We start from the raw sequence: 23,816 nt of genomic DNA, 5'->3' as shown, positions 1-23,816 counted from the left end.
TCCCCGATGCCGTCGATCAAGGACATCATGCAGACCATGGATTATGGCCCCGCACCCGAAAGCAACACCGAGGTCAAGGATTGGCTCAGCCGCCATGCCGCGGGGATTGGTCATTTCATCGACGGAAAATTTGTGGTTCCGGATGGGCCGATGGTCGATGTGATCGATCCGGCCCATGACACGGTTCTGGCCAAACTGGCCATCGCGGGACCGGCAGAGGTGGACGCGGCGGTGAAAGCGGCCCGCGCGGCTGGTCCAAAATGGGCGGCGCTGCCGGGGCATGCCCGTGCCAAGTACCTTTATGCCATCGCCCGCCACGTGCAAAAGCGCGAGCGGTTTCTGGCGGTGCTGGAAACGATGGATAACGGCAAAACCATTCGCGAAAGTCGCGATCTGGATATCCCGTTGGTCGCCCGTCATTTCTATCACCATGCCGGTTGGGCTGAGTTGCTGGAGTCTGAATTTCCGGATCACGGGCCCGTTGGGGTCTGCGGTCAGGTGATCCCGTGGAATTTTCCGTTGCTGATGTTGGCGTGGAAAATTGCTCCGGCGCTGGCAGCGGGCAATACGGTCGTTCTGAAACCGGCTGACCTGACGCCGTTGACCGCCTTTGCCTTCGCTGAAATTTGCGCCGAAATCGGCCTGCCGCCCGGTGTGGTCAATATTGTGCAGGGCGATGGCGAGACCGGCGCGTTGATCACCGGCCACAAAGATGTGGACAAGGTCGCCTTTACCGGATCGACCGACGTGGGCCGGGCCATCCGCAAGCAGATTGCCGGGTCTGGCAAGAAGCTGTCGCTAGAATTGGGCGGCAAATCCCCGTTCGTGGTGTTTGAGGATGCCAATCTGGATGACGCGGTTGAAGGGGTTGTGGATGCGATCTGGTTCAATCAGGGCGAGGTTTGCTGCGCCGGTTCGCGCATATTGGTTCAAGAGGGCGTGGCTGAGACGTTTTTTGCCAAACTGCGCGCGCGACTAGAGACCCTGCGGATTGGCGACCCATTGGACAAATGCGTGGACGTGGGCGCGATCGTCTCGCAGAAGCAACTGTCGCGGATCAATGATCTGCTGGCGCAGGGTGCGGCTGAGGGGGCTGTGCTGCATCAATCTTCGGCGCAGCTTCCCGGCACGGGCAGTTATTGCGCGCCCGGCTTCTTTACTGGGACTGCGCCTGCCCACACCGTCAGTCAGGTCGAGATTTTCGGTCCTGTCGCCACCACCACGACCTTCCGCACCCCAGCCGAGGCGGCGATTTTGGCCAATGACACGCGGTATGGCCTTGCGGCGTCGATCTGGAGCCAAAACATTGACCGGGCCATCGATCTGGCGGCCTCGGTTAAGGCCGGGGTGGTTTGGATCAATGCCACCAATCTGTTCGATGCCGGCGCGGCTTTTGGTGGCTATCGCGAAAGCGGTTTTGGCCGTGAAGGCGCGCGGGAGGGCCTGTTAGAATATCTGGTGCCAACCGGGTTCAAACAGGGCAAATCCCGCCCCGCACCGGTTCTGACCCCAGATGTGACGCCTTTTGGCGGCACCTCGACCGCGCCAGAAATCGACATTACCGCAAAGCTGTACATTGGCGGCAAACAAGTCCGTGCCGATGGTGGGCAGAGCTACACGGTGATGGGAAAGTCCGGCGCGGTGGGTCAGGCCGCTTTGGGCAATCGCAAGGACATCCGCAATGCGGTCGAGGCGGCGGCCAAGGCGTCCGGCTGGTCCGGTGTCACCGCCCATAATCGGGCGCAGGTGCTGTATTTCTTCGCCGAGAATCTGAGTCAGCGCCGGGCGGAATTTGAGACGCTTCTGACCGACTGCACGGGCGTTTCGTTGAAAGCCGCCACCGAAGAGGTCGAGGCGACCATTCGCCGGGCGTTCTGGTATGCGGCCCAAGCTGACAAGTTCGACGGCGCGGTGCATGCCACAAAATCGCGCCATGTGACCTTGGCCTTGCATGAGGCGTTCGGCGTGATGGGGCTGGTCTGCCCGGATGAAATGCCTTTGCTATCAATGATGTCTCTGGTGCTTCCGGCGGTGGCCATGGGCAATCGGGTGGTGGTCATCGCGGCGCAAAGTCACCCGCTGATTGCGGCGCGGCTGTATCAGGTGCTGGAAACCTCGGACGTGCCTGCGGGCGTCATCAACCTGATCACCGGCGCACGGGACACGTTGGCCCGGACCTTGGCCGATCACACCGAGGTCGCGGCTCTGTGGTATTGCGGCGATGCCAAGGGGACGGCGATGGTCGAAGAGGCATCGGTGGGCAACTTGAAAACCGTTTGGACCGACGGTGGCATGATGCGGGATTGGCGCGATCCAGTGCAGGGGCAGGGCCGGGACTTCCTGTGCCGGGCCACGCAAGTGAAAACCATTTGGTTGCCCTATGGGGCGTGATCTTTGGATTGCGTCACCGCAATAGATCACTGGCGGCGATGTGACAGCAGCGCCGCCAGATCACGATGCAGCCTCGCAGCGCAAGAATCGCTCTCACAGCTGCGGTTGCGACGGCTGGCGCTGGGACTGATTTGATTGTGAGATGGGGAAGTACGCCATGGTAGCCCGTAGGGGAGTTGAACCCCTCTTTCCAGGTTGAAAACCTGGCGTCCTAACCGATAGACGAACGGGCCATCACATGGCGTGTTGGACGTTTAGGCAAACTCGCTGCGAGGTGCAAGGGGGTTTGATGCAACCAATGGCATTCGCTCTTAGAAATTTATCGACAAGACCCATACGTACGGCGCGTCTTAGGTCACCGATATCGGTTTCTAGGGCGCTGTCATTCTGTGGGGAAAAACACGCCATGGTAGCCCGTAGGGGAGTTGAACCCCTCTTTCCAGGTTGAAAACCTGGCGTCCTAACCGATAGACGAACGGGCCATCACATGGCGTGTGGGCGGTTTAGGGAAACTGCGCCGGAGGCGCAAGAGGATTTTCTGGCCCTTGCGCGAAAAAATTCACGGTGTCGCCGCGTCTTCCAATCGGATCTGCACGCGTTGGCGCCCGCCCCATGTATTCAGCTCTAATCTGCCTGCCAAATGCACCCGTCCGCCCCGCATCCGTTCCAGTTCCGGGCCAAGTGGGCCATCGAATGCGCCAAAACAGATGCCATCCAAACGGGGGCCACTGCCATCGCTGACTGTCAGTTTGAGATGGGTTTCGCCGACGCGCCGGGTGTCGTGCAGCAGCGCGTCGGGAAAGGCGAATCGCGGGGTGGAGGCCCCGGCGCCAAACGGCCCTGCGGCTTCAAGGTTCTGGACCAGTTCGGGTGTCGCTGCACCGGCCATCAGCATCCCATCTAAGGTCAAGTCACGGGGGCCAAGATCGCCTGCCCCTTGCCGTGCCAGCAATTCGGACAGATGCGCCATGGCGGTCTCAAGCTGATCGCGGTGCAGGCTTAGCCCTGCCGCCATCTTGTGACCGCCGCCGCGCTCAATCAAGCCATTGGCGGCGAGGCGGTGAATGGCTGCGCCAAGATCAATTCCAGCAACGGACCGGCCCGAGCCTTTGCCTGTGGTGCCGTCAAAGCCGATGACGACGGCCGGGCGATTGGTGGCTTCTTTCAGGCGGGCGGCGACGATACCGACCACGCCGGGGTGCCAGCCTTCGCCTGCGGCCCAGACCAGCGGTCCATCGCTGCTCCGTTGCTCGACCTGCTCAAGGGCGTCGGCGCGCACCTTGGCTTCGATGTCGCGACGATCAGTATTCAGCTCTTCCAGTCGGGCGGCAAGGCCTGCTGCCACTTCTGGATCGTCGGTGGCCAGCAGGCGCGCCCCAAGGTCTGCTTTGCCGACCCGGCCTCCGGCATTGATCCGCGGTCCGAGAACAAAGCCCAGATGGTACGATGATGGCGCTGTGTCCAGTCGCGCGCTGTCGGAAAGGGCGGTCAGGCCAACGTGTTGACGCCGGGCCATGACGGCCAACCCTTGCCGGACAAACGCGCGATTGACTCCAATCAGGGGGGCGACATCGGCCACGGTGGCCAGTGCCACCAGATCCAGCAGGGCAATCAGGTCCGGGCCGCTTTGTCCGGCCTCGCGTCGTTGGCGATTGGCTTCGACCAGCATCAAGAACACCACGCCCGCGGCGCAGAGATGGGCCAGATCGCCGGATTCGTCTTGCCGGTTCGGATTGACCACCGCCACTGCGGGGGGCAGGGTTTCGCCGCCAAGATGGTGATCCAGCACAATGACATCTGTCGGGGCCGCAGCTGCCAGCGGCTCGTGAGACAGGGTGCCACAGTCAACGCAGATGATCAGGTCGTGATCGCGTGCAAGGGCGGTCATGGCCGGAACATTGGGGCCATAGCCTTCGTCGATGCGGTCGGGAATGTATAGCGTTGCGGTTTGGCCAAGATCGCGCAGCCACCGGATCAGCAGTGCAGCCGACGCGCCGCCATCGACGTCATAATCGGCAAAAATGGCGATCCGTTGCGCGCGATCGACGGCCATGAGGAAGCGACGCGCGGCCGCTTCCATGTCTTTCAGACTGCGTGGGTCGGGCAGCAGATCCTTGAGGCGCGGCGCCAGAAATGCCGCCACACCGTCAGACGGCACGCCCAGCCGCGCCAGTACAGAGCAAAGCGGACGCCCGTGTCCGGTGAGCTGCGCCATTGCTTCGGCAGCCCGGTCTGTTTCCACGGACGGTCCAACCCAGCGGCGCCCGGATAGTGACCGGGCGACCCCTAGAAATCCCTCTGTACCAGTCACGAATTAAGCGGTCGGGTTGCGATAAGTCATGCGCCGAACCGATCCGGTCTTGGACCGCATCAAGATCGTCTCGGTCGTCACGAAGCCGACCTCACGCTTGATCCCGGCCACCAGCGACCCTTGGGTCACCCCGGTCGCGGCAAAGATCACGTCATCGGTGACCAGATCATCGCGGGAATAGATCCGGTCCAGATCGGTGATGCCGGCCTTTTCGGCGCGGCCGCGTTCGTCATCGTTGCGGAACAGCAGTTTGGTGAACATCTGGCCGCCCATGCATTTCAGGGCTGCTGCTGCCAACACGCCTTCGGGCGCGCCGCCGCTGCCCATGTACATATCGATGCCGGTCACTGCAGCTTCAGCGCAGTGAATGATGCCTGCGACATCGCCATCAGGGATCAGCCGGATCGCGGCGCCGGTGCCACGAAGTTCGGCCACCATTTCGTCGTGGCGCGGCCGTTCCAGCACGCACAAGGTGATGTCGGAGGGCTTGCAGCCTTTTGCCTTGGCCAGTGCCTCGACCCGCTGGGTCGGGGTCATGTCCAGCGTGACGACGCCGTCATCATAGCCCGGTCCAATCGCCAGCTTGTCCATGTAAACGTCAGGCGCATGCAGCATCGAGCCGCGCGGCCCCATGGCGATCACGGTCAGGGCGTTGGGCCAGTCTTTGGCGGTCAGCGTGGTGCCTTCCAGTGGATCCAGCGCGATATCCACAGCCGGGCCGTTGCCGGTGCCGACCTCTTCGCCGATATAGAGCATCGGTGCTTCGTCCCGCTCGCCTTCGCCGATAACCACGACACCGGCAATATCGAGCATGTTCAACTGGGTGCGCATGGCGTTAACAGCGGCCTGATCAGCGGCCTTCTCGTCGCCGCGACCGATCAGACGTGCCGAGGCAAGGGCTGCGGCTTCCGAAACTCGGGCAAGCCCGAGAGACAACATACGGTCGTTGAAATCTTTAGGTGTGGTCATCGGCTTCTCCAAGCGGGCTAGGGCAACGGCTAGGTGTGACGTTTACGAAATATACCAGACAAAGCCCGGCGTCAGACATTCTCGATTCGAATTGCGACCGGATTGTCGGAAAGCACTCCGGTTCCGGCAAATTCATCAATCGCGATGTTCAACGCCTCACGATTCGTCTTGTGGGTGACGATAAGGACAGGGACGGACTGTTCCTCGTGGCCATACTGACGCATCCGGTCGATCGAGATACCTTGATTGCCCAAGATGGTCGCAATCCGCGCCAGCGCGCCGGGTTTGTCGTGAAGATGCAGGCGCAGATAGTAGCGCGCGGGCGTCGGCGCGACGGCAGGCGTCGCGATGGTCAGGCTGGCTGCGGGTTGGCCAAAGGTCGGAAGGCGCAGCCCCCGGGCAATGTCGATCACGTCGGACAGCACCGCAGAGGCGGTCGGCCCTTCGCCGGCACCGGCACCGCGCAGTACGATCTGGCCGCATGCGCTGCCTTCCAGAACCACCATGTTCATCGCGTTCTCGAGCCGGCCCAGCGGCGAATTCAACGGCACCATGCAGGGAGTCATGCGTTGTTCCAGACCGCGACCCGTCATCTGAGCCACCCCCAGCAACTTGACGCGAAAGCCCATATCCTTGGCGCGGTGAATGTCCTCGATGGTGATCCGTTCGATCCCTTCCAGCGTGACATTGCCGAAATCCACCTGAGTTCCGAACGCGATGGAGGCCAGAAGCGCCAGCTTGTGACCGGCGTCGATCCCGCCGACGTCCAAGGTAGGGTCGGCTTCGAGATAGCCCAGATCCCGGGCCTCTTGAAAGACGGTGTCATAGGGCAGTCCGGCGGTTTCCATGCGAGTCAGGATGTAATTGCAGGTGCCGTTCATCACGCCCATGATCCGGCTCATCCGATTGCCGGCTAGGCCTTCGGTCAAGCATTTGACCACCGGAATACCGCCCGCGACGGCCGCTTCAAAGCGCAGGGCGCATCCGGCATCTTCAGCTTGAAGTGCCAAAGCCTGTCCGTGGATGGCCAGCATCGCCTTGTTGGCCGTCACCACATCTTTGCCATGTGCGAGCGCAGCCTCGGTGGCAGCTTTCGCAGGGCCGTCCGATCCGCCCATCAATTCGATGAACAGATCAATGTCGTCGCGGCCGGCCAGCGCCACGGGATCGTCTTCCCAAGCATAGGCGGACAAATCAACGCCACGGTCCTTGTCCCGGTTGCGGGCGGAAACGGCCACAATTTCAATGGCGCGCCCGGTGCGCGCGGTCAGCAAAGTGGCGTCTTGCTGCAAGATGCGGATTACACCTGCGCCGACCGTGCCAAGTCCAGCGATCCCAAGGCGGAGGGGAGGGGACATCGGCAAACTCCTTCAAAAAACCGGTTCCGACAGCCTGTTACCCGCTTCGCCGTGGCTGTGCAACGCGGTGGTTGGCCGGGGTTAGGGGGCGGCGGCCCGGATTGCCTCGGCGCGGGCGCGGAGATCGGCGCCGCGCTGTGCTAGATCGGGGTCGGGATCCGCGGCGGCAGGCAGATCGGATTCGGCCAGTAGAAGCAAACTGTGCAGCGGCAAAATTTCCGGCATGGCAAGCGTGTCAATCGTGCTCGAGTGGGGGTCGTCGGGCAACCCTTCCGGTGTGCAGGCCGACAGCCACAAGATCACAAAGAGTATCAATAGGCGCATGTCCGGTGGTCCAAATTGTCCGGGTCGCGCCGATGGCGCTGTGGGTCTGGGCAATCCTTACACGGACCTGCGGCCTGGGAACAGGTCGTTCCGCAGCTGGCGCTTTCAGGGGGGCGGCGGGCCGTATGGGGATCAAGGCCCGCGGCCGGGTTGGTGCCCGCCCCGTTACGCGCGGCGTCCCCGGCGGTTGGCGGCCCGGTCTTGGTGTTCATGGTGATTGGCAGAGGCCGTCCACAGCGCGCGGACGTTGTGCATAATCGCGAGACCGACTAGAGCGAAGGGGATCGCACAGGCCAACGAATGCCGCTGCGCACCCGTCTTGTACGCTTTTCTAAAGGATGTTTGATGACCCAGATTTTGGCCACTTTGACCCCATCCCCGGTCCGCAGGGTCGCGGCGATCGTTGTGTTGGTTGCGACGGCCGGGATGATGCTTTGGGTGGCAGCCAGCCGTCCGCCGGAATCGTTGGGGTGGTTGGCCTTCCTGATGGGCATGGGTAGCCTGTTGCTGTGGCTTGGCTGGGCATTGTGGCAAGCAACCGAACGCAGCGTCAGTTTGACGGATGATGGTCTTTTCGACAGCGATGGCCGCTGCTTGTGCCGGATCGACCAGATCGCGGGTGTGGACAGCGGTGCCTTTGCGTTCAAGCCGTCGAATGGGTTCGTCGTCCGGCTGACCCGTGATGCCGGGTCTGCATATGCCTGGGCACCGGGACTGTGGTGGCAGATCGGCCGCAAAATGGGCGTCGGTGGCGTGACACCCAAGTCGGGGGCGAAACAGATGGCGGATATCCTGACGTTCCGATTGGCCGAGCGCCGCAACGCCGCGTCGGAATAAACCCCAGTTTTAGGGTATCTCTAATATCTTTGTTCTGTAGTGTGTCCGGATGGACTGCCTGTTTTCAGGGCGGTTTGTAAACCGGAGGACCCCCATGACCACGATGCAGAACCCGGGCGCAATCAAAGAGCCAAGTTTTCGCGAATCCGTTGATCTGATGTTCAACCGTGCGGTTGCGCTGATGGACCTGCCACCCGGTCTGGAAGAGAAAATCCGGGTGTGTAACGCGACCTATACCGTGCGGTTTGGCGTGCGCCTGCGGGGGCAAATCCACACCTTCACCGGCTACCGGTCGGTGCATTCGGAACATATGGAGCCGGTCAAGGGCGGCATCCGCTATGCCTTGTCCGTCAATCAAAACGAGGTTGAGGCGCTGGCGGCGCTGATGACCTATAAATGCGCGTTGGTCGAAGCGCCCTTCGGGGGCTCCAAGGGCGGGCTGTGTATCGATCCACGGGACTGGAACGACGACGAGTTGGAACGGATCACGCGCCGGTTTGCCTTTGAGTTGATCAAGCGCGACCTGATCAATCCCAGCCAGAACGTGCCTGCGCCAGACATGGGCACGGGCGAGCGGGAAATGGCGTGGATCGCGGATCAGTATCACCGGATGAACACCACCGATATCAATTCGCAAGCCTGCGTGACCGGCAAGCCTTTGCATGCCGGGGGTATTGCCGGACGGGTCGAGGCGACAGGTCGGGGGGTGCAGTACGCCCTACGTGAGTTTTTCCGCTATCCGGAAGATGTGGCTGCGGCACAGCTATCGGGGACGCTGGATGGCAAGCGGATCGTCGTCCAAGGCTTGGGAAATGTGGGCTATCATGCGGCCAAGTTTCTTCAGGAAGAAGACGGCGCCCTGATTGTCGGGATTGCCGAGCGCGATGGCGGGTTGTTCAACGCCGCCGGCCTGAATGTCGAATCGGTGCATGGCTGGATTGCCAAGCATGGTGGCGTGACAGGATATCCTGATGCGACCTTCGTCGCCGATGGCGCCAGTGTTCTGGAAGAAGAATGTGACATCCTGATTCCAGCTGCATTGGAAGGTACGATCAACCTGAACAACGTCACCCGAATTCAGGCTACCCTGATCATCGAGGCGGCCAACGGTCCGGTGACGGCTGGGGCTGACGAGTATCTGCGCAACAAGGGTGTGGTGATCATTCCGGACATGTACGCCAATGCGGGCGGGGTCACGGTCAGCTATTTCGAATGGGTCAAGAACCTCAGCCATATCCGGTTCGGCCGGATGCAGCGCCGGCAAGAGGAATCGCGCCATCAACTTGTGGTGGATGAACTGGAGCGGTTGAACCGGAATATCGGCGATGCGTGGTCGATCTCGCCCGATTTCAAAGCCAAGTATCTGCGTGGTGCTGATGAGTTGGAATTGGTCCGCTCTGGGCTCGACGATACCATGCGCGCGGCCTATCAATCCATGCGTGAGATTTGGCATGGCCGGGATGACGTGACGGATTTGCGGGTGGCAGCTTATCTGGTGGCGATTTCCCGGATTGAACAAAGCTACCGCGCCAAGGGGCTGTGACGCGGTAGCTTATCATTCTTGGTCTGGCGCGGGACAGCATTCGCGCGCCAGCACTGAGAGATTTTTGACCTCTCGGCCGTCTCGGCATGGTCATGGCGGCTTTACACCGCTGCCCGGCGGGCCGATATTAGGTGCATGAGTCTCCCTCCCGGTTTCCTTGAAGAATTGCGTGGCCGGTCGAGCCTTGCCCAAGTTGTTGGTCGCAAGGTGATTTGGGATGCGCGGAAGTCCAATCAGGGCAAGGGCGACATGTGGGCGCCATGTCCGTTCCATCAAGAAAAATCCGCCAGCTTTCATGTCGATGATCGCAAAGGTTTTTATTACTGCTTTGGCTGTCACGCCAAGGGCGATGCCATTTCCTTTCTGCGCGAAACCGAAAATATGGGTTTCATGGAAGCGGTTGAATTGCTGGCCCGCGAGGTCGGCATGCCAATGCCCGCCCGCGATCCACAGGCGCAACAGAAGGCGGATCGCCGGACCGAACTGTCCGATGTCATGGAAGCAGCGGTGCAGTTCTATCGCTTGCAACTGTCCTCGGCGGCAGCGGTTGAGGCACGGGCCTATTTGGACAAGCGGGGCTTGCGGGCTGAGGCGCTCAATCGATTCTGGATCGGGTATGCGCCGGATACACGGCAGGGGGTGTTCCGCCACCTGACTGCAAAAGGCATCGCGCCGCAAATGGTGATCGACGCAGGTCTGGCGGCGCTGCCGGATGGAGGAGGGGCGCCGTATGATCGGTTTCGCGGCCGCATCATCTATCCGATCCGAGACCTACAGGGCCGGTGTATCGGCCTTGGCGGGCGGGCGATGGCTGCCGACGCCAAGGCGAAATATCTGAACTCGCCCGAGACCGAGCTTTTTGACAAGGGACGAAGCCTTTACAACCAAGGTCCGGCGCGCGAGGCGGTGGGCAAGGGCGCGCCTTTGATCGTCTCCGAAGGTTATATGGATGTGATCGCCTTGGTCGAAGCTGGGTTCGGCGGGGCTGTGGCGCCGCTGGGGACTGCAATCACCGAAGATCAGCTTCAATTGCTGTGGCGGCTGTCGCCAGAGCCGATCATCGCGTTGGACGGTGACCGGGCCGGGTTGCGCGCCGCGCAACGACTGATCGATCTGGCGCTGCCGCTTCTGGAGGCGGGCAAGAGCTTGCGCTTTTGCCTGATGCCTGAGGGGCAAGACCCGGATGACCTGATCCGTGCACAAGGGGCCGCTGGGATGCAGGCCGTTCTGGATGCCGCCCAGCCTATGGTTCGGCTGTTATGGCAGCGCGAAACGGAAGGGGTCACCTTCGACAGCCCCGAACGTAAAGCCGGGTTGGACAAGATCCTGTTTGAGTTGACCGGCCGAATTCAGGATCAGGGTTTGCGGCATCATTACCGTGAAGACCTGCGGCGGATGCAGTGGGAGTTTTTTAACCCTCGGCGGACCAATACGCGACGCAGCGGTAAGCCTGCGGAACGGGTGCCCAGCCTCTCGACGCGCACCTCGCTTCTGGCTTCCCAATCGGCCCGCGCTGCCGGGGACGCCTTACGCGAAGCCGTCATCCTTGCATCGGTTTTGAGCGCGCCGCAAATTCTGGACCGTCTCGCTGAGCAACTTTCTGAGGTCCCGATGTCTTCTGTCGATCATCAGCGCATTCTGAACGCTTTGCTGGACTGGCATCGGCGCCCGGCTGGCATTGCCCGGGACCATGTCGTGGAAAAAATAGGCAGAGGCCCCGTTGACACCGTGTTTTCCCACGCCCATGTGCAAGTGTCTCCGGTCGTGCGGAAGCCCGGGGATGCCGAAATTGCTTATCTTTGCGCGTCTCTTGAGCTTGCCAAGCTGGCGTCGCGCCGGGGGGTGGCAGAAGAGATCGCAGAACAAGCGGAAGATTTCGCTGGGTTTGCCGACGATGGGGCCGCAATGAAATGGCGCATCGCGCAGGCCAATCTTGCGCGCCATCAGGCGGATCTGGGAACCGGTGACGACAAGACAGATTACGAGACCGGTCCCAACGGGGCCGACCTGAACAAAGACGAACGAAGCGCGCTGGATCGACTGATTCGCGATATTAGCTACTCGAAATCGGGGCCGAACTGAGTGTTTTCGGCATTTTAGTGAGGAAACATTCGTAGATTCCCGATAGGTGAGTCGCGAATCACCGTGACGCTGATTATATGATTCGTATTGACCGGCCCCGCCCCGCCAGTCCCAAACTAGGAGCCCCAAATGGCCGCCAAAGACACAGACGAGCGCAAACAAGACAATTCCGAGGCGGAACCGATGCTGGACATGAGCCAAGCCGCGGTCAAGAAAATGATTGGCGATGCGCGCGAACGTGGCTTTATCACTTATGAGCAGCTGAATCAGGTTCTGCCGCCCGATCAAGTTTCGTCCGAGCAAATCGAAGACGTGATGTCGATGCTGTCTGAGATGGGCATCAATATCATCGAGGAAGAAGAGAACGAAGACGGCGATTCTTCCAAATCCACTGACATCGTGACCACCGCCGGTTCGCGTGAAGTGACGCTAGCGGCATCCGAGACTGAAAAGCTGGACCGGACCGATGATCCGGTGCGGATGTATCTGCGCGAAATGGGGTCGGTCGAGCTTCTAAGCCGGGAAGGCGAGATTGCGATCGCCAAGCGGATTGAGGCCGGTCGGAACACCATGATCGCGGGCTTGTGTGAAAGCCCGCTGACTTTTCAGGCGATCACGATCTGGCGCGACGAGCTTTTGAGCGAAGACATCCTGCTGCGCGATGTGATTGACTTGGAAACCACCTTCGGCAATTCCTTGGAAGAAGACGGCGAAGGGGCAGCGGTTCCTGTGGTGGCCGGACTGGCGGCCGGGCTTGACGCTGCGCCCAGCAGTTCTGACGGAAAATCTGCCGAGCCTGCCGCAGCGTTGGACGCCGACGGCAACCCTATTCAGGTCGATGACGACGACGATGAAGACGAACAGGCGAACATGTCGCTGGCCGCGATGGAAGCCGCGCTGAAGCCTCGGGTCTTGGAAACCCTAGACCGTATCGCCAATGACTATGTGGATTTGGCGGCGTTGCAGGATCAGCGGATCTCGGCAACCCTGAACGAAGACAAAAGCTTTGGTGATGGCGACGAAGCCGGATATCAGAAGTTGCGGTCCGAAATCGTTAAGCTGGTGAATGAGCTTCACTTGCACAACAACCGGATCGAAGCGTTGATTGACCAGCTTTATGGCATCAACAAGCGGATCATGTCGATTGACGGCGCAATGGTGAAGCTGGCGGATCAGGCCCGGATCAACCGCCGTGACTTCATCGACGCCTATCGGGGCTGCGAACTGGACCCGTCCTGGGTCGAACGGATGTCCGAAAAGCCCGGTCGCGGCTGGCAAGCTTTGATCGAACGGTCGCTGCCCAAGGTTGAAGAACTGCGGGCGGAAATGGTTCAGGTCGGTCAGTATGTCGGCCTGGATATTTCTGAATTCCGCCGCATCGTCCAACAGGTTCAGAAGGGCGAAAAAGAAGCCCGGCAGGCCAAGAAGGAAATGGTCGAAGCGAACCTGCGTCTGGTGATCTCGATTGCTAAGAAATACACCAACCGTGGCCTGCAATTCCTGGACCTGATTCAGGAAGGCAATATCGGCCTGATGAAGGCTGTGGACAAATTCGAATACCGTCGCGGGTATAAGTTCTCGACCTATGCGACCTGGTGGATCCGCCAAGCGATCACCCGGTCAATCGCGGATCAGGCCCGGACCATCCGCATCCCGGTGCATATGATCGAGACGATTAACAAATTGGTCCGCACCAGCCGCCAGATGTTGCACGAAATCGGCCGCGAGCCGACCCCGGAAGAATTGGCCGAAAAGCTGCAAATGCCGCTGGAAAAGGTTCGCAAGGTGATGAAAATCGCCAAAGAGCCGATTTCGCTGGAGACCCCGATTGGCGACGAAGAAGACAGCCAACTTGGCGACTTCATCGAAGACAAGAATGCGATCCTGCCACTGGATTCGGCAATTCAGGACAATTTGAAAGAGACTACAACCCGGGTACTGGCGTCGCTCACGCCGCGCGAAGAGCGGGTGTTGCGGATGCGGTTTGGTATCGGCATGAACACGGATCACACATTGGAAGAGGTCGGCCAGCAGTTCAGCGTCACGCGCGAACGGATTCGGCAAATCGAAGCCAAAGCCCTGCGCAAGCTGAAGCATCCGAGCCGGAGCCGGAAATTGCGGTCCTTCTTGGATCAGTAATCCAAAATGACGGTGCCCTCGGGCGCGGCGGTCTCTGACACCGCCGCGCGTCCAGTCTTTACCTTGACGGTGATGGTGACGTCGGACGGGTTCATCGCCCGCGATCCGTCTGATAACCCGGCGATCTGGGCCTCCCCGGAAGAGCAGGCTCTGTTTTTTAGCGATGTAGACGCGGCAGACTGGGCGATCATGGGCCGGCATACCCATCAGGTGGCTGATCGCCCTGATCGACGCCGCATTGTGCTATCGAGCGCGGGCGGTGGCTGGAAGCGGCCAACACAGCTTTGGTTGGACCCGGCTGGGATCGGCCCGGCTGATCTGCGTGCCCATGTCGCCCATCGGCACCCGATGCAGAACGGGTTGATCCTTGGCGGCACGCGGGTGCATGATTGGTTTTTGGCCGCGCGATGCATTGACCGTGTGCATCTTACCATTGAGCCGCTGACATTTGGCACCGGCGTGCCGTTGTTTTCCAATCAGGTTGGGGCCGATCCAGAGGCGATCCTGATCAGCGCAGGCTTTGGCCAGCATTCAGGCCGGATATTGAACCGCCTCGGCACGCGCCATCAGGTTTGGCTTCCTGCCGAAGCGGCGGGTTCTTAGGACAAATACTGATTGAACCAATCGATGGTCCGTTGCCATGCGAGGTCGGCCATCGTTGCATCATAGCGCGGCGTGCTGTCATTGTGAAAACCGTGGTTCGCGCCCTCATAGATATAAGCTTCGAAGGTTTTGTCATTCGCCAAAAGCGCGGCCTCATATGCAGGCCAGCCTTCGTTAATCCGTTCGTCTAGCCCAGCGTATTGCAGCAGCAACGGCGCTTGGATCTTTGGCACGTCCTCCGCTGCCGGCTGCCGCCCATAAAACGGGACGGACGCGGCAAGTTCTGGATAGGCCACGGCCAAGGCGTTACAGACGCCGCCGCCATAACAGAAGCCGACACAACCGACCTTTCCTGTGCTATCTTCGCGGTCCATCAGGTGCTCAAACCCGGCGAAGAAGTCGTTCATCAACTTGGTGGAATCGACGGTTTGCTGCAATTCGCGCCCTTCGACATCATTGCCGGGATATCCCCCGACCGAGCTTAGCCCGTCTGGCGCCAATGCCATAAAACCGGCCTTGGCGGCCCGTCGTGCCACATCTTCAATATAGGGATTGAGGCCGCGATTCTCGTGGATCACCAGTACTGCGGGCAGGGGGGCGTCGGTATTCGCCGGTCGCACCAGATAACCGCGCACCTCGCCATGCCCGTTCGGCGACGGATAGGTGATGTATTCCGCAAGGATGTCGGGATCGTTGAACGACACTTGCTCGGCCAAAGCGTAATTCGGACTGAGCATTTTCAGCAATGTAACTGCGGTCAGTCCGCCAACAGCGAAGCGCCCGGCCTTATCTAGAAATTCGCGCTTTGAAATTTTCCCATGCGCATAGAAATCGTAAAGGTCCAAGAGGTCTTGGTCAAAGTCCTTGGCAGTCATCCGTGTCATGCTCGGTCCTTCCGAAATGCTGTGGGGGCTCGCCACAGCAGTAAGTCGCGAAAACCCCTGCCGATCAAGCAGTGTGACCCACAAATTTTTTCACGGTTCGGTGCTTGGGGTTGCGGTTCGGCTGTAGAATTGCCATTTTCCGGCATTAGGCCTTCGTTCCGGATTGGATACTCCCATGCGCCGCCCGTTGATCCTTGCAGCAGTTCTGGCCCTTGGTGCCTGTGCGCCTGATTCCGCCGAAGTCAGGATGCAAAGCGTTTACATGACATCGAACAATATGCGGGTCGTTCCTTCTGCTGATCCGGCCAGTTTCGAAGTGCTGTCCAACGCCGGGTCCGGAGGGCCGAATTTCTTCTGTGCCGCAGCAGATTATGCCTATTACCGTCTGAATGCAGCCAATAATGCGCGGGTCGTTCTGCGCGCTCCGGTCGGTCCGAGTGTGGCCAACCCGGGTGGCCGCAGTGCGTTTTTTGATGTCGTGCCGCAAGGCAGCGTTCCTGAAACGGACGGCTTTACCATCAATATGCGCCGCGCCGGAGAGAATTTCAGCGTGACCCATGCGCTTGCGTTCTGTCCGCCGATCTTAGGCAACCTATTTGGCAGCACGTGGGGCTGACGTCGGATCAACCGCGCACCGGGTTGCCGTCCCAGACCTGCTTCGAGGTCGCAACCTGCGGCATCGGCTTTTATCCGCTGACGGACCGGGTCACCGCATGGGTGGCAGGGCAAAAGGCCGCCACAGGCCTTCTGACGCTGTTCCTGCGCCACACCTCTGCGTCGCTGATCATTCAAGAAAATGCCGATCCCGATGTGCAGCACGATTTGCTGACCTATCTGGACCGGCTTGCGCCTCCTGCGACAGATCCATCCATGTCTTGGATGCGGCATACGTTGGAAGGTCCGGATGACATGCCTGCACATATCAAGTCGGCGTTGCTTCCTGTCAGTTTGTCGATTCCGGTCTGTGATGGGAAGTTGGTTCTGGGAACATGGCAAGGTATCTTCCTGCTTGAACACCGCCGCGCCCCACATCGTAGACACGTGGTCCTGCATCTCAGCTGATCGGCGCGGAAACTTCATCTGGTAGGTCAATTTCCCCCCTACCCAAGCAGTGGCGGTATCCCTATACTGATCGCGGATGGTTCGGGGTTTGCCCCCAGACATATGCGACAAGGATGACCCGATGCGCTGTCCGTTCTGCGGAAACGTCGATACCCAGGTTAAGGACTCTCGCCCGGCGGAAGATCACGTGGCGATCCGGCGGCGGAGATTTTGCCCCGAATGCGGTGGCAGGTTTACGACCTATGAGCGGGTGCAGTTGCGCGATCTCGTTGTGATCAAGACAAACGGGCGTCGTGAGGATTTTGATCGCGACAAGTTGGAACGGTCCATCCGCATCGCGTTGCAAAAGCGGCCCGTTGATCCGGAACGGATGGAAAAGATGATTTCCGGGATCGTGCGGCGGCTAGAATCCCTTGGCGAGCAGGATATCCCCTCCAAAACGATTGGTGAGATCGTCATGGAAACGCTGGCGCGGATCGACACCGTTGCCTATGTGCGCTTCGCAAGCGTTTACAAGAATTTCCAAGCCGCAGACGATTTCGACAAGTTTGTGTCGGAACTGCGCCCGGACGTTCCGCCAGAGCCGTGACTTTAGATGCCGCGATTGATCGGCGCTTCATGGCCGTCGCCCTATCGCTTGGGGCGCGCGGGCAGGGGCGGTGTTGGCCCAATCCAGCAGTTGGGTGTGTGCTGGTACAGGGCGGGCGCGTGGTCGGGCGCGGCTGGACCCAGCCCGGCGGACGGCCACATGCCGAGACCCAAGCGTTAGCCCGGGCCGGTGCTGCTGCCCGGGGCGCTACTGCCTATGTCACTCTTGAACCTTGCGCGCATCAAGGCCGAACGCCGCCCTGCGCCGATGCCCTGATTGCCGCGGGAGTGGCGCGGGTGGTTGTGGCCCTGCGTGATCCCGATCCGCGTGTCGATGGTGGCGGCATTGCGCGGTTGCGGGAGGCTGGGATTACGGTTGAGGAAGGCGTGATGGGCCGCGAAGCCCAGTACCAGCATGGCGGATTTCTGCTGCGGGTGACCGAGGGGCGCCCTTGGCTGACGCTCAAGCTTGCCAGCAGTTTCGATGGCCGGATTGCGACCGGGGCTGGCGACAGCCAATGGATCACGGGACCCGAGGCGCGGCGGCAGGTCCATGCCGATCGGGCGCGTCACGATGCCGTTCTGGTGGGGGCGGGGACGGCGCGTGATGATGATCCGTCATTGACGGTTCGGGGGCTTGGAATCGTGCCACAACCAGTGCGGGTTGTGGCCTCGCGCAGATTGGACCTGCCCGAAACCGGGGCCTTGGCCAGAACTGCCAAGGACATTCCGCTGTGGCTACTGCATGGTGCTGATGCGGATGCTGACCGCGTCGCCCGCTGGCGAGCCCGAGGGGCGCAATGCCGGTCTGTGCGGTTTGGCCCGGACCGGCAACTTGATCCGTTGTCTTGCCTGCAAGCGTTGGGCGCGGCGGGCCTGACACGCGTCTTTTGCGAAGGTGGCGGCAGTCTGGCGGCTGCGCTTTTGTCCTGTGATTTGGTGGATGAACTGGTGGGCTACACCGCTGGGCTGGCAATCGGGGCCGAGGGCCGCCCCAGTCTAGGCGCGATGGGAATTTCTGCTTTGGCCGATGCGCCGCGCTTTGTGCTGGCCGAGACTGCGTGCATCGGCGGCGACGTCATGCATCGCTGGAGGCGCGCGTCGCTGTCCGGGGAAGGTGCGTGTGCGCACAGCCCCACTGGCTGAGATATGCATTGCGCAAATCTTCTTGGGCCATAAGTCTGTAACCTGAGAAATATGCGTCGGCACCTCCGTGCCGGGTCGCCCCTACGGTGTGGCCGCAGGGTTTGACCCCCGTGCCGGCAGATGATTTGGAGAGTATCTTGAGCGCAATTGTATCTGTCGTGAATTTGACAAAGGCTTATGCCAGCGGCGTCCACGCTCTGAATGACGTCAATCTGGAGATTGAAGAGGGCGAGATTTTGGCCCTTCTTGGGCCGAACGGCGCTGGCAAAACGACGTTGATTTCGACGATTTGCGGCATTGCTATGCCAACCTCGGGCCAGATCGTCGTGGGTGGCCATGACGTGGTGACGGCGTTCCGCCCGGCGCGTTCGATGATCGGTCTGGTGCCGCAAGAAATCGCACTGGAGCCCTTCACAACCGTCGAGGCAACGGTGGCGTTTTCGCGTGGCCTGTTCGGCAAAGCGCCAGACCCGGCCTATATAGAGCAACTGTTGCGGCAGTTGTCGCTGTGGGACAAACGCAGTGCCAAAACGCGCGAATTGTCCGGCGGGATGCGGCGGCGGGTCCTGATTGCCAAGGCGCTGGCGCATGAACCCCGCGTGCTGTTCCTTGATGAACCGTCGGCCGGGGTCGATGTCGAACTGCGCCGGGACATGTGGAATGTGGTGGCAGGCCTGAAGGCGCGCGGCGTGACGATCATTCTAACGACCCATTACATCGAAGAGGCAGAGGCCATCGCCGACCGGGTCGCCGTCATCAATCGCGGGCGTATCCTGTTGGTCGAAGACAAAGCCAGTCTGATGAAGCGCTTTGGCAAGAAGCAGTTGCGGCTGGACCTGCAAGTTCCGGTGGAAACGATTCCCGAGGCTCTGTCGGGCTATGATCTGCAACGGGTCGACAATGGCGCGACGCTGGTATTTTCGTACGACACCCGAGGCGCGCGAACGGGGATCACCCGATTGCTGGCCGATCTCAGCGCCGCAGGGCTGGTGCTGCGCGACCTCCAAACCCAAGAAAGTACGCTCGAGGACATTTTCGTCGGGCTGTTGAGTGAGGCATCATGAACAATCGGGCCGTTCTGACCATCTATAAATCCGAGATGCACAGGTTTCTGAGAACCCTGTCGCAAAGCCTGTTTTCGCCGGTCCTGTCGACGTCATTGTATTTTGTCGTCTTTGGTGCGGCTATTGGCAGCCGGATCCAAGAAGTTGAGGGAGTATCCTATGGCGCCTTCATCGTTCCGGGGTTGATCATGCTCAGTGTGATGACCCAGTCGATCTCGAATGCGTCCTTCGGAATCTACTTCCCGAAATTCATCGGCACGGTTTACGAGTTGTTGTCCGCGCCGATCAACTTTCTTGAAATCGTGCTGGGCTTTGTGGGTGCGGCGGCCACCAAGTCGTTCCTGATCGGGCTGATCATCTTGATGACGTCGTTTTTCTTTGTGGATTTGCACATTGCGCACCCGTTGGCGATGATCGCGTTTCTATTGCTGACGTGCCTCTCCTTCAGTCTGCTGGGCTTTATCATCGGAATTTGGGCTGACAATTTTGAGCAATTGCAATTGATCCCTCTTCTGATCATCACGCCGCTGGTCTTCCTGGGGGGCAGTTTCTATTCGATCACCATGTTGCCGCCGTTCTGGCAGTCGGTGTCGATGTTCAATCCGGTGGTCTATCTGATTTCCGGGTTTCGCTGGTCGTTCTTTGGGCAGGCTGATGTCAGTATCGGCGTCAGTTTGCTGGCCATTGCGGCTTTTACTGCGCTTTGCATCGGCGTGATAGCGTGGATGTTCCGCACGGGGTATCGCATCCGGCAATAACCGAACCGGGTCCGGTCAGCGGCCTATAAGCCGATGGCCGGACGGGCCCAAGAGGGCAGGCGCGAGTTCTGCACCAAAGACACCGAAGGGGCATAGCGGCCACCAAGGGCCAATGTCGCTTTGCGCAACATGTCGATCCCTTCATCCGACCGGCTTGGCAAGGCGGATGCCGGGATCGGATCGCCGACCGTGATTCGAAACGGTTGCTTATGCTTGTTCAGGGTCTCGTGAAACAGGGTGATGTCGCGCAAGGTCGGGTGGATCAGGTCGAACAGATAGAACAGCACTGAATTGCGCGCCCGGATGTTGACCGGAATGACATCCAAGTCGAACTTCCGCGCGATCATCGCCGCCGACGCCATCCAAGGACGTTCATACAATTTTAGCCCCCGGCGCTTGGCCAGACGTCCAGCCGGGAAAATCACTCCAAGCCGCCCGTCATCGACAGCCTTGCGGGTATTGGCCATGGTTTCCCGGGTTTTGGCATGCGACCGCTTTTCCAGGCGCCATTCGACCGGCACAATCACCTCGTTCATTTGCGGCAGGACCCGGAGGATATCGCTGTTGGCATAGAAAAAGGCATCGCTGCGTACTTTGGCAATGACCGCATTCAGCAAGATGCCATCGGCAATCCCGGTAGGATGGTTGGCCACGATCAGGGCGGGTCCGCTGCTGGGAATGTTCGTCAGGCCAGAGACTTCAAGGTCCCTTGCCAAAAGCCCGGCCATAACCTGCATGATTTCACCCGCTGGCCGCTCCCGCAGGAATTCGGCCAGACGTATGGTTCTGTTATACCCCAGCATCCCGGTCAGCACCGTACGAGACGGGGCAGACCACGGGTGTCCGGCAAAAAGCCAGGGGGCGCGTTCAGAAATCAGCGGGTCTATTCGATCTTTCATCCGCACACTCAATCACGCTCATGCGAAGCCAGTATGACATGACATTACGCATAAATTAGAGGCATGGCAAACACACCACCGTTGATCGGCGGAAGAGTGTGTCCCTCCGGTCATCCTGCCAGAATCCGGCTCACCATTTCTTGGGTGTCACGTGACAGACCCTCCGTGCGCCCGATTCTGTCTAGGGCCGCGCGCATCTGCGCCTGTCTGGCTGGCGCGAACCGTTTCCAAGTGTCGAACACGGTGATCATCCGGGCGGTTGTTTGTGGGTTGATTGGATCAAGCCGGATCAGCCAGTCCGCGACCAGCGCATAGCCGTCACCAGACGGATCATGGAATCCGGCCGGATTGGCCGCAAACCCGCCAATCAACGCCCGGAACCGGTTGGGATTCTTCCAATCGAAGTCCGCATGCTCCGTCAGCTTTTGGGCGGTCTCAACCGCGGCGTCTGCCCGGGCGAGGCCGGCTTGCAGACCGAACCATTTATCGATGACGAGACGGTCCTGATGCCATTGGTCATAAAATGCCGCGCATTGGGCCGCGCCGCGCCCGGTGTCCAAAAGCGCTGCCAACGCCGCCAACTGCTGGGTCATGTTATCGGCAGCATCGTATTGCGCGGTCGCCCGGTCGCCGCCGTCGCGCCGCGTCAACAATCGCAAGACGGTATTGGCCAAGGCGCGCTTGCCAGCGGGTTCGGCATCGGGGCTGTAGGGTCCGGGCACCTGCATCGCGTCATAGAGGCGCTCCAAGGTGCTGCCAAGTTGTGCGGACATGGCATCGGCTAGCGTTTCTTGCGCCTGATCGATCGCAATCGGATCGGGCGTTTTGCCCGCCGTCATCAGGGCTTGAGCGATATCTTCTTGCCCCGGCTGGCTGAGAACCAACGCTTGAAAGGCAGGGTCGAGACTGGAGTCGTCCAGAACACTACCAAGCGCCGACAGGTAGTGCGGGTCCGGTGCCGCGCCGGTGTCCAGCATGGCGACAAGGTTAGCCCGGGCGAGGCTGCGTCCCGCTTCCCAGCGGTTGAAAGGATCGGTGTCATGGGCCAGCAAAAACGCGCGCTCTGCCGGATCAGACTCGCGCGCCAGAATGACCGGCGCAGAAAAGCCGCGCAAGATCGACGGAACGGGACGCCCGGCAAGCCCGTGGAACTGGAATGTCTGCTCGGCTTCAGTCATTTCAAGGATGGTGGTCTGCACAACTTCGTCGCCATTGGCGCTGAGCAGGCCAACCGCAATGGGGATCACCAATGGCTGCTTGTCGGTCTGCCCCGGGGTCGGTTGCACGGTCTGCCGGAACGACAATGAATAGGTGCCGTCGCTGAAGGCGTCCGACACGCTGAGGCGCGGTGTGCCCGCTTGCGAGTACCAGCGTTTGAACTGAGACAGGTCCCGATCGGTGGTATCCTCAAACACCGCCAGCCAATCTTCGATCGTGCAGGCTTGGCCGTCATGGCGGTCGAAATACAGGTCTAGGGCCGTGGCATAGGCGTCGTCGCCCACCAACCTTTTCAGCATGCCGATGACTTCGGCGCCCTTGTCGTAAACCGTCGCGGTGTAGAAATTATTGATCTCGACAAAGCTTTCGGGCCGAACCGGATGGGCGAGGGGGCCATTGTCTTCGCGGAACTGCCGCCCGCGCAGGGACAGGACATCATCAATCCGCTTGACCGCCGGGCTGCGCATGTCGGCAGTGAATTGCTGGTCGCGGAAAACGGTCAGCCCTTCTTTCAGGCACAATTGAAACCAATCACGGCAGGTGATCCGGTTGCCGGTCCAGTTGTGAAAATACTCATGGGCGATGATGGATTCGATGCGTTCGAAATTGGCATCGGTGGATGTTTCCGGCGAGGCAAGGACGCAGGACGAATTGAACACGTTCAGTCCTTTGTTCTCCATCGCGCCCATGTTGAAGTCATCGACCGCGACGATGTTGAACACATCGAGATCATATTCGCGCCCATAGACCCGTTCATCCCAATCCATGGACCGGATCAACGCGTCCATCCCAAAGGCACATTTGCCTTCGTCGCCGGGTCGGACCCAGATATTGAGATCAACAGCCTTGCCCGATCTGGTGGTGAACTTTCCGGGATGAGCGATCAGTTCCCCGGCGACCAAGGCAAACAGATAGGCCGGTTTCGCCCAAGGATCGTGCCATTCAGCCCAGCCCGGGCCGCTTGCGCCGGGATTGCCGTTAGACAACAGCACAGGAAGTGCGCCTTCGATCCGCACCGTGAACGGGGCCATCACATCGGGCCGGTCGGGGTAATAGGTGATTTTGCGAAAGCCTTCGGCCTCGCACTGGGTGCAGTACATGCCGTTGGACATATAGAGGCCTTCCAGCGCGGTGTTGGTTTGCGGGCTGATTTCGACTTCGGATTCCCAGACAAACGGCGCATCTGGCGCTGCGCAAGTCAGCCCCGCGTCCGTCAGGTCAGGTGTGATCGGCGTGCCGTCGATGGCGGCTGAAATCAGGGTCAGGCCCTCACCATGCAGGGTAAACGGCCCCGGGGCATCAGGGTTGGGCCGGAACCGGATCCGGCTGAGGACCCGGGTGGCGGTTGGCGCAAGCCGGAAGGTCAGATGAACTTCGTCCACCCAAAAAGCCGGAGCGGTATAATCGGCCAGATAGATTGTCTGGGGGGCGGCATCGCGCATCGCGGTCTCCTGTTTCAGTGGGTTGGTCCAGATGTAACCGGCAGCGGGCGGTGTGCAAGGGTGAAGCGCCGATTGCGCCGCTGCGTGCGGTGACCGATGCTGGCCTTCCTGCAGAATACCTGCCCAAAAAAACAGCATTTCGCAGGATTGCACACCTGAGACTGTGCTGGTGCATCTCGACCTCGGGCGCAAATGGGA

Annotated in this window: 19 protein-coding genes and 2 tRNA genes; 12 read left to right on the top strand and 9 right to left on the bottom strand. The window is 60.3% G+C overall.

Annotation, left to right across the window (positions count from 1 at the left end):
• The first annotated feature begins 6 nt into the window (after positions 1-6).
• On the top strand, positions 7-2,391 hold the full coding sequence (locus tag BV911_RS07600; protein WP_086052997.1) for an aldehyde dehydrogenase family protein: 2,385 nt from the start codon (positions 7-9) through the stop codon (positions 2,389-2,391).
• 158 nt (positions 2,392-2,549) lie between these two features.
• Here the strand turns inward: BV911_RS07600 and BV911_RS07595 are convergent.
• The 6 genes from BV911_RS07595 to BV911_RS07570 all read right to left on the bottom strand — a co-directional run bounded on the left by BV911_RS07595 (position 2,550) and on the right by BV911_RS07570 (position 7,353).
• Positions 2,550-2,624: transfer RNA gene (locus BV911_RS07595), tRNA-Glu, on the bottom strand.
• A gap of 174 nt (positions 2,625-2,798) precedes the next feature.
• Positions 2,799-2,873, bottom strand: a tRNA-Glu gene (locus BV911_RS07590).
• Positions 2,874-2,950: 77 nt separating this feature from the next.
• Positions 2,951-4,633, bottom strand: coding sequence for a single-stranded-DNA-specific exonuclease RecJ (gene recJ / locus BV911_RS07585; RefSeq protein WP_240512182.1), 1,683 nt, complete (start codon positions 4,631-4,633; stop codon positions 2,951-2,953).
• Between the two features lie 72 nt (positions 4,634-4,705).
• Complete coding sequence (gene glpX / locus BV911_RS07580; protein ID WP_086052995.1) at positions 4,706-5,671, bottom strand: class II fructose-bisphosphatase; 966 nt, start codon at positions 5,669-5,671, stop codon at positions 4,706-4,708.
• A gap of 71 nt (positions 5,672-5,742) precedes the next feature.
• On the bottom strand, positions 5,743-7,029 hold the full coding sequence (locus tag BV911_RS07575; RefSeq protein ID WP_086052994.1) for a homoserine dehydrogenase: 1,287 nt from the start codon (positions 7,027-7,029) through the stop codon (positions 5,743-5,745).
• A gap of 81 nt (positions 7,030-7,110) precedes the next feature.
• A complete protein-coding gene (locus tag BV911_RS07570; RefSeq protein WP_086052993.1) occupies positions 7,111-7,353 on the bottom strand; it encodes a hypothetical protein in 243 nt (80 codons plus the stop codon).
• A gap of 345 nt (positions 7,354-7,698) precedes the next feature.
• Here BV911_RS07570 and BV911_RS07565 point away from each other — a divergent pair, with 345 nt between their 5' ends.
• The 5 genes from BV911_RS07565 (at position 7,699) to BV911_RS07545 (ending at position 14,557) form a co-directional block, all read left to right on the top strand.
• Positions 7,699-8,190: a hypothetical protein gene (locus tag BV911_RS07565; RefSeq protein WP_086052992.1), complete on the top strand. Its 492-nt coding sequence runs from the start codon at positions 7,699-7,701 to the stop codon at positions 8,188-8,190.
• 103 nt (positions 8,191-8,293) lie between these two features.
• Entirely contained in the window at positions 8,294-9,733 is a 1,440-nt protein-coding gene (locus BV911_RS07560) for a Glu/Leu/Phe/Val dehydrogenase (protein ID WP_086053014.1), read from the top strand.
• A 135-nt stretch (positions 9,734-9,868) separates the two neighbouring features.
• The gene (gene dnaG / locus BV911_RS07555) at positions 9,869-11,815 is read left to right on the top strand and encodes a DNA primase (protein ID WP_086052991.1); all 1,947 of its coding nucleotides are present in this window, start codon (positions 9,869-9,871) and stop codon (positions 11,813-11,815) included.
• A gap of 129 nt (positions 11,816-11,944) precedes the next feature.
• Positions 11,945-13,954: an RNA polymerase sigma factor RpoD gene (gene rpoD / locus BV911_RS07550; protein WP_086052990.1), complete on the top strand. Its 2,010-nt coding sequence runs from the start codon at positions 11,945-11,947 to the stop codon at positions 13,952-13,954.
• Between the two features lie 6 nt (positions 13,955-13,960).
• A complete protein-coding gene (locus BV911_RS07545) occupies positions 13,961-14,557 on the top strand; it encodes a dihydrofolate reductase family protein (RefSeq protein ID WP_086052989.1) in 597 nt (198 codons plus the stop codon).
• On the opposite strand, the gene yghX is transcribed toward BV911_RS07545, so the two are convergent.
• Positions 14,554-15,441: a YghX family hydrolase gene (gene yghX / locus BV911_RS07540; RefSeq protein ID WP_086052988.1), complete on the bottom strand. Its 888-nt coding sequence runs from the start codon at positions 15,439-15,441 to the stop codon at positions 14,554-14,556. The two genes, BV911_RS07545 and yghX, sit on opposite strands and share 4 nt — an antisense overlap.
• A 175-nt stretch (positions 15,442-15,616) precedes the next feature.
• Here yghX and BV911_RS07535 point away from each other — a divergent pair, with 175 nt between their 5' ends.
• The 6 genes from BV911_RS07535 to BV911_RS07510 all read left to right on the top strand — a co-directional run bounded on the left by BV911_RS07535 (position 15,617) and on the right by BV911_RS07510 (position 20,059).
• Complete coding sequence (locus tag BV911_RS07535; protein ID WP_086052987.1) at positions 15,617-16,057, top strand: hypothetical protein; 441 nt, start codon at positions 15,617-15,619, stop codon at positions 16,055-16,057.
• Positions 16,048-16,503, top strand: a complete 456-nt coding sequence (locus BV911_RS07530) for a secondary thiamine-phosphate synthase enzyme YjbQ (protein ID WP_240512180.1) — start codon at positions 16,048-16,050, stop codon at positions 16,501-16,503. The genes BV911_RS07535 and BV911_RS07530 overlap by 10 nt, the downstream gene beginning before the upstream one ends.
• Positions 16,504-16,624: 121 nt before the next feature.
• Positions 16,625-17,092: a transcriptional regulator NrdR gene (gene nrdR, locus BV911_RS07525; RefSeq protein WP_086052986.1), complete on the top strand. Its 468-nt coding sequence runs from the start codon at positions 16,625-16,627 to the stop codon at positions 17,090-17,092.
• 29 nt (positions 17,093-17,121) lie between these two features.
• Positions 17,122-18,237, top strand: coding sequence for a bifunctional diaminohydroxyphosphoribosylaminopyrimidine deaminase/5-amino-6-(5-phosphoribosylamino)uracil reductase RibD (ribD, locus tag BV911_RS07520; protein ID WP_086053012.1), 1,116 nt, complete (start codon positions 17,122-17,124; stop codon positions 18,235-18,237).
• A gap of 137 nt (positions 18,238-18,374) precedes the next feature.
• Entirely contained in the window at positions 18,375-19,301 is a 927-nt protein-coding gene (locus BV911_RS07515) for an ABC transporter ATP-binding protein (RefSeq protein ID WP_086053011.1), read from the top strand.
• The gene (locus BV911_RS07510) at positions 19,298-20,059 is read left to right on the top strand and encodes an ABC transporter permease (RefSeq protein WP_086052985.1); all 762 of its coding nucleotides are present in this window, start codon (positions 19,298-19,300) and stop codon (positions 20,057-20,059) included. The genes BV911_RS07515 and BV911_RS07510 overlap by 4 nt, the downstream gene beginning before the upstream one ends.
• Before the next feature lie 23 nt (positions 20,060-20,082).
• On the opposite strand, the gene BV911_RS07505 is transcribed toward BV911_RS07510, so the two are convergent.
• A complete protein-coding gene (locus BV911_RS07505) occupies positions 20,083-20,958 on the bottom strand; it encodes a lysophospholipid acyltransferase family protein (RefSeq protein ID WP_086052984.1) in 876 nt (291 codons plus the stop codon).
• Positions 20,959-21,068: 110 nt separating this feature from the next.
• Positions 21,069-23,618 (bottom strand): aminopeptidase N, encoded by a 2,550-nt coding sequence (pepN, locus tag BV911_RS07500; protein WP_086053010.1) that lies wholly within the window; start codon positions 23,616-23,618, stop codon positions 21,069-21,071.
• Positions 23,619-23,816: the final 198 nt, after the last annotated feature.

It is taken from the genome of Pseudoruegeria sp. SK021 (genome assembly GCF_002119405.1).
Taxonomy (GTDB): domain Bacteria; phylum Pseudomonadota; class Alphaproteobacteria; order Rhodobacterales; family Rhodobacteraceae; genus Meridianimarinicoccus.
Note: the sequence above shows the minus strand (reverse complement) of the source record. Positions and strands in the feature narration are given on the sequence as shown.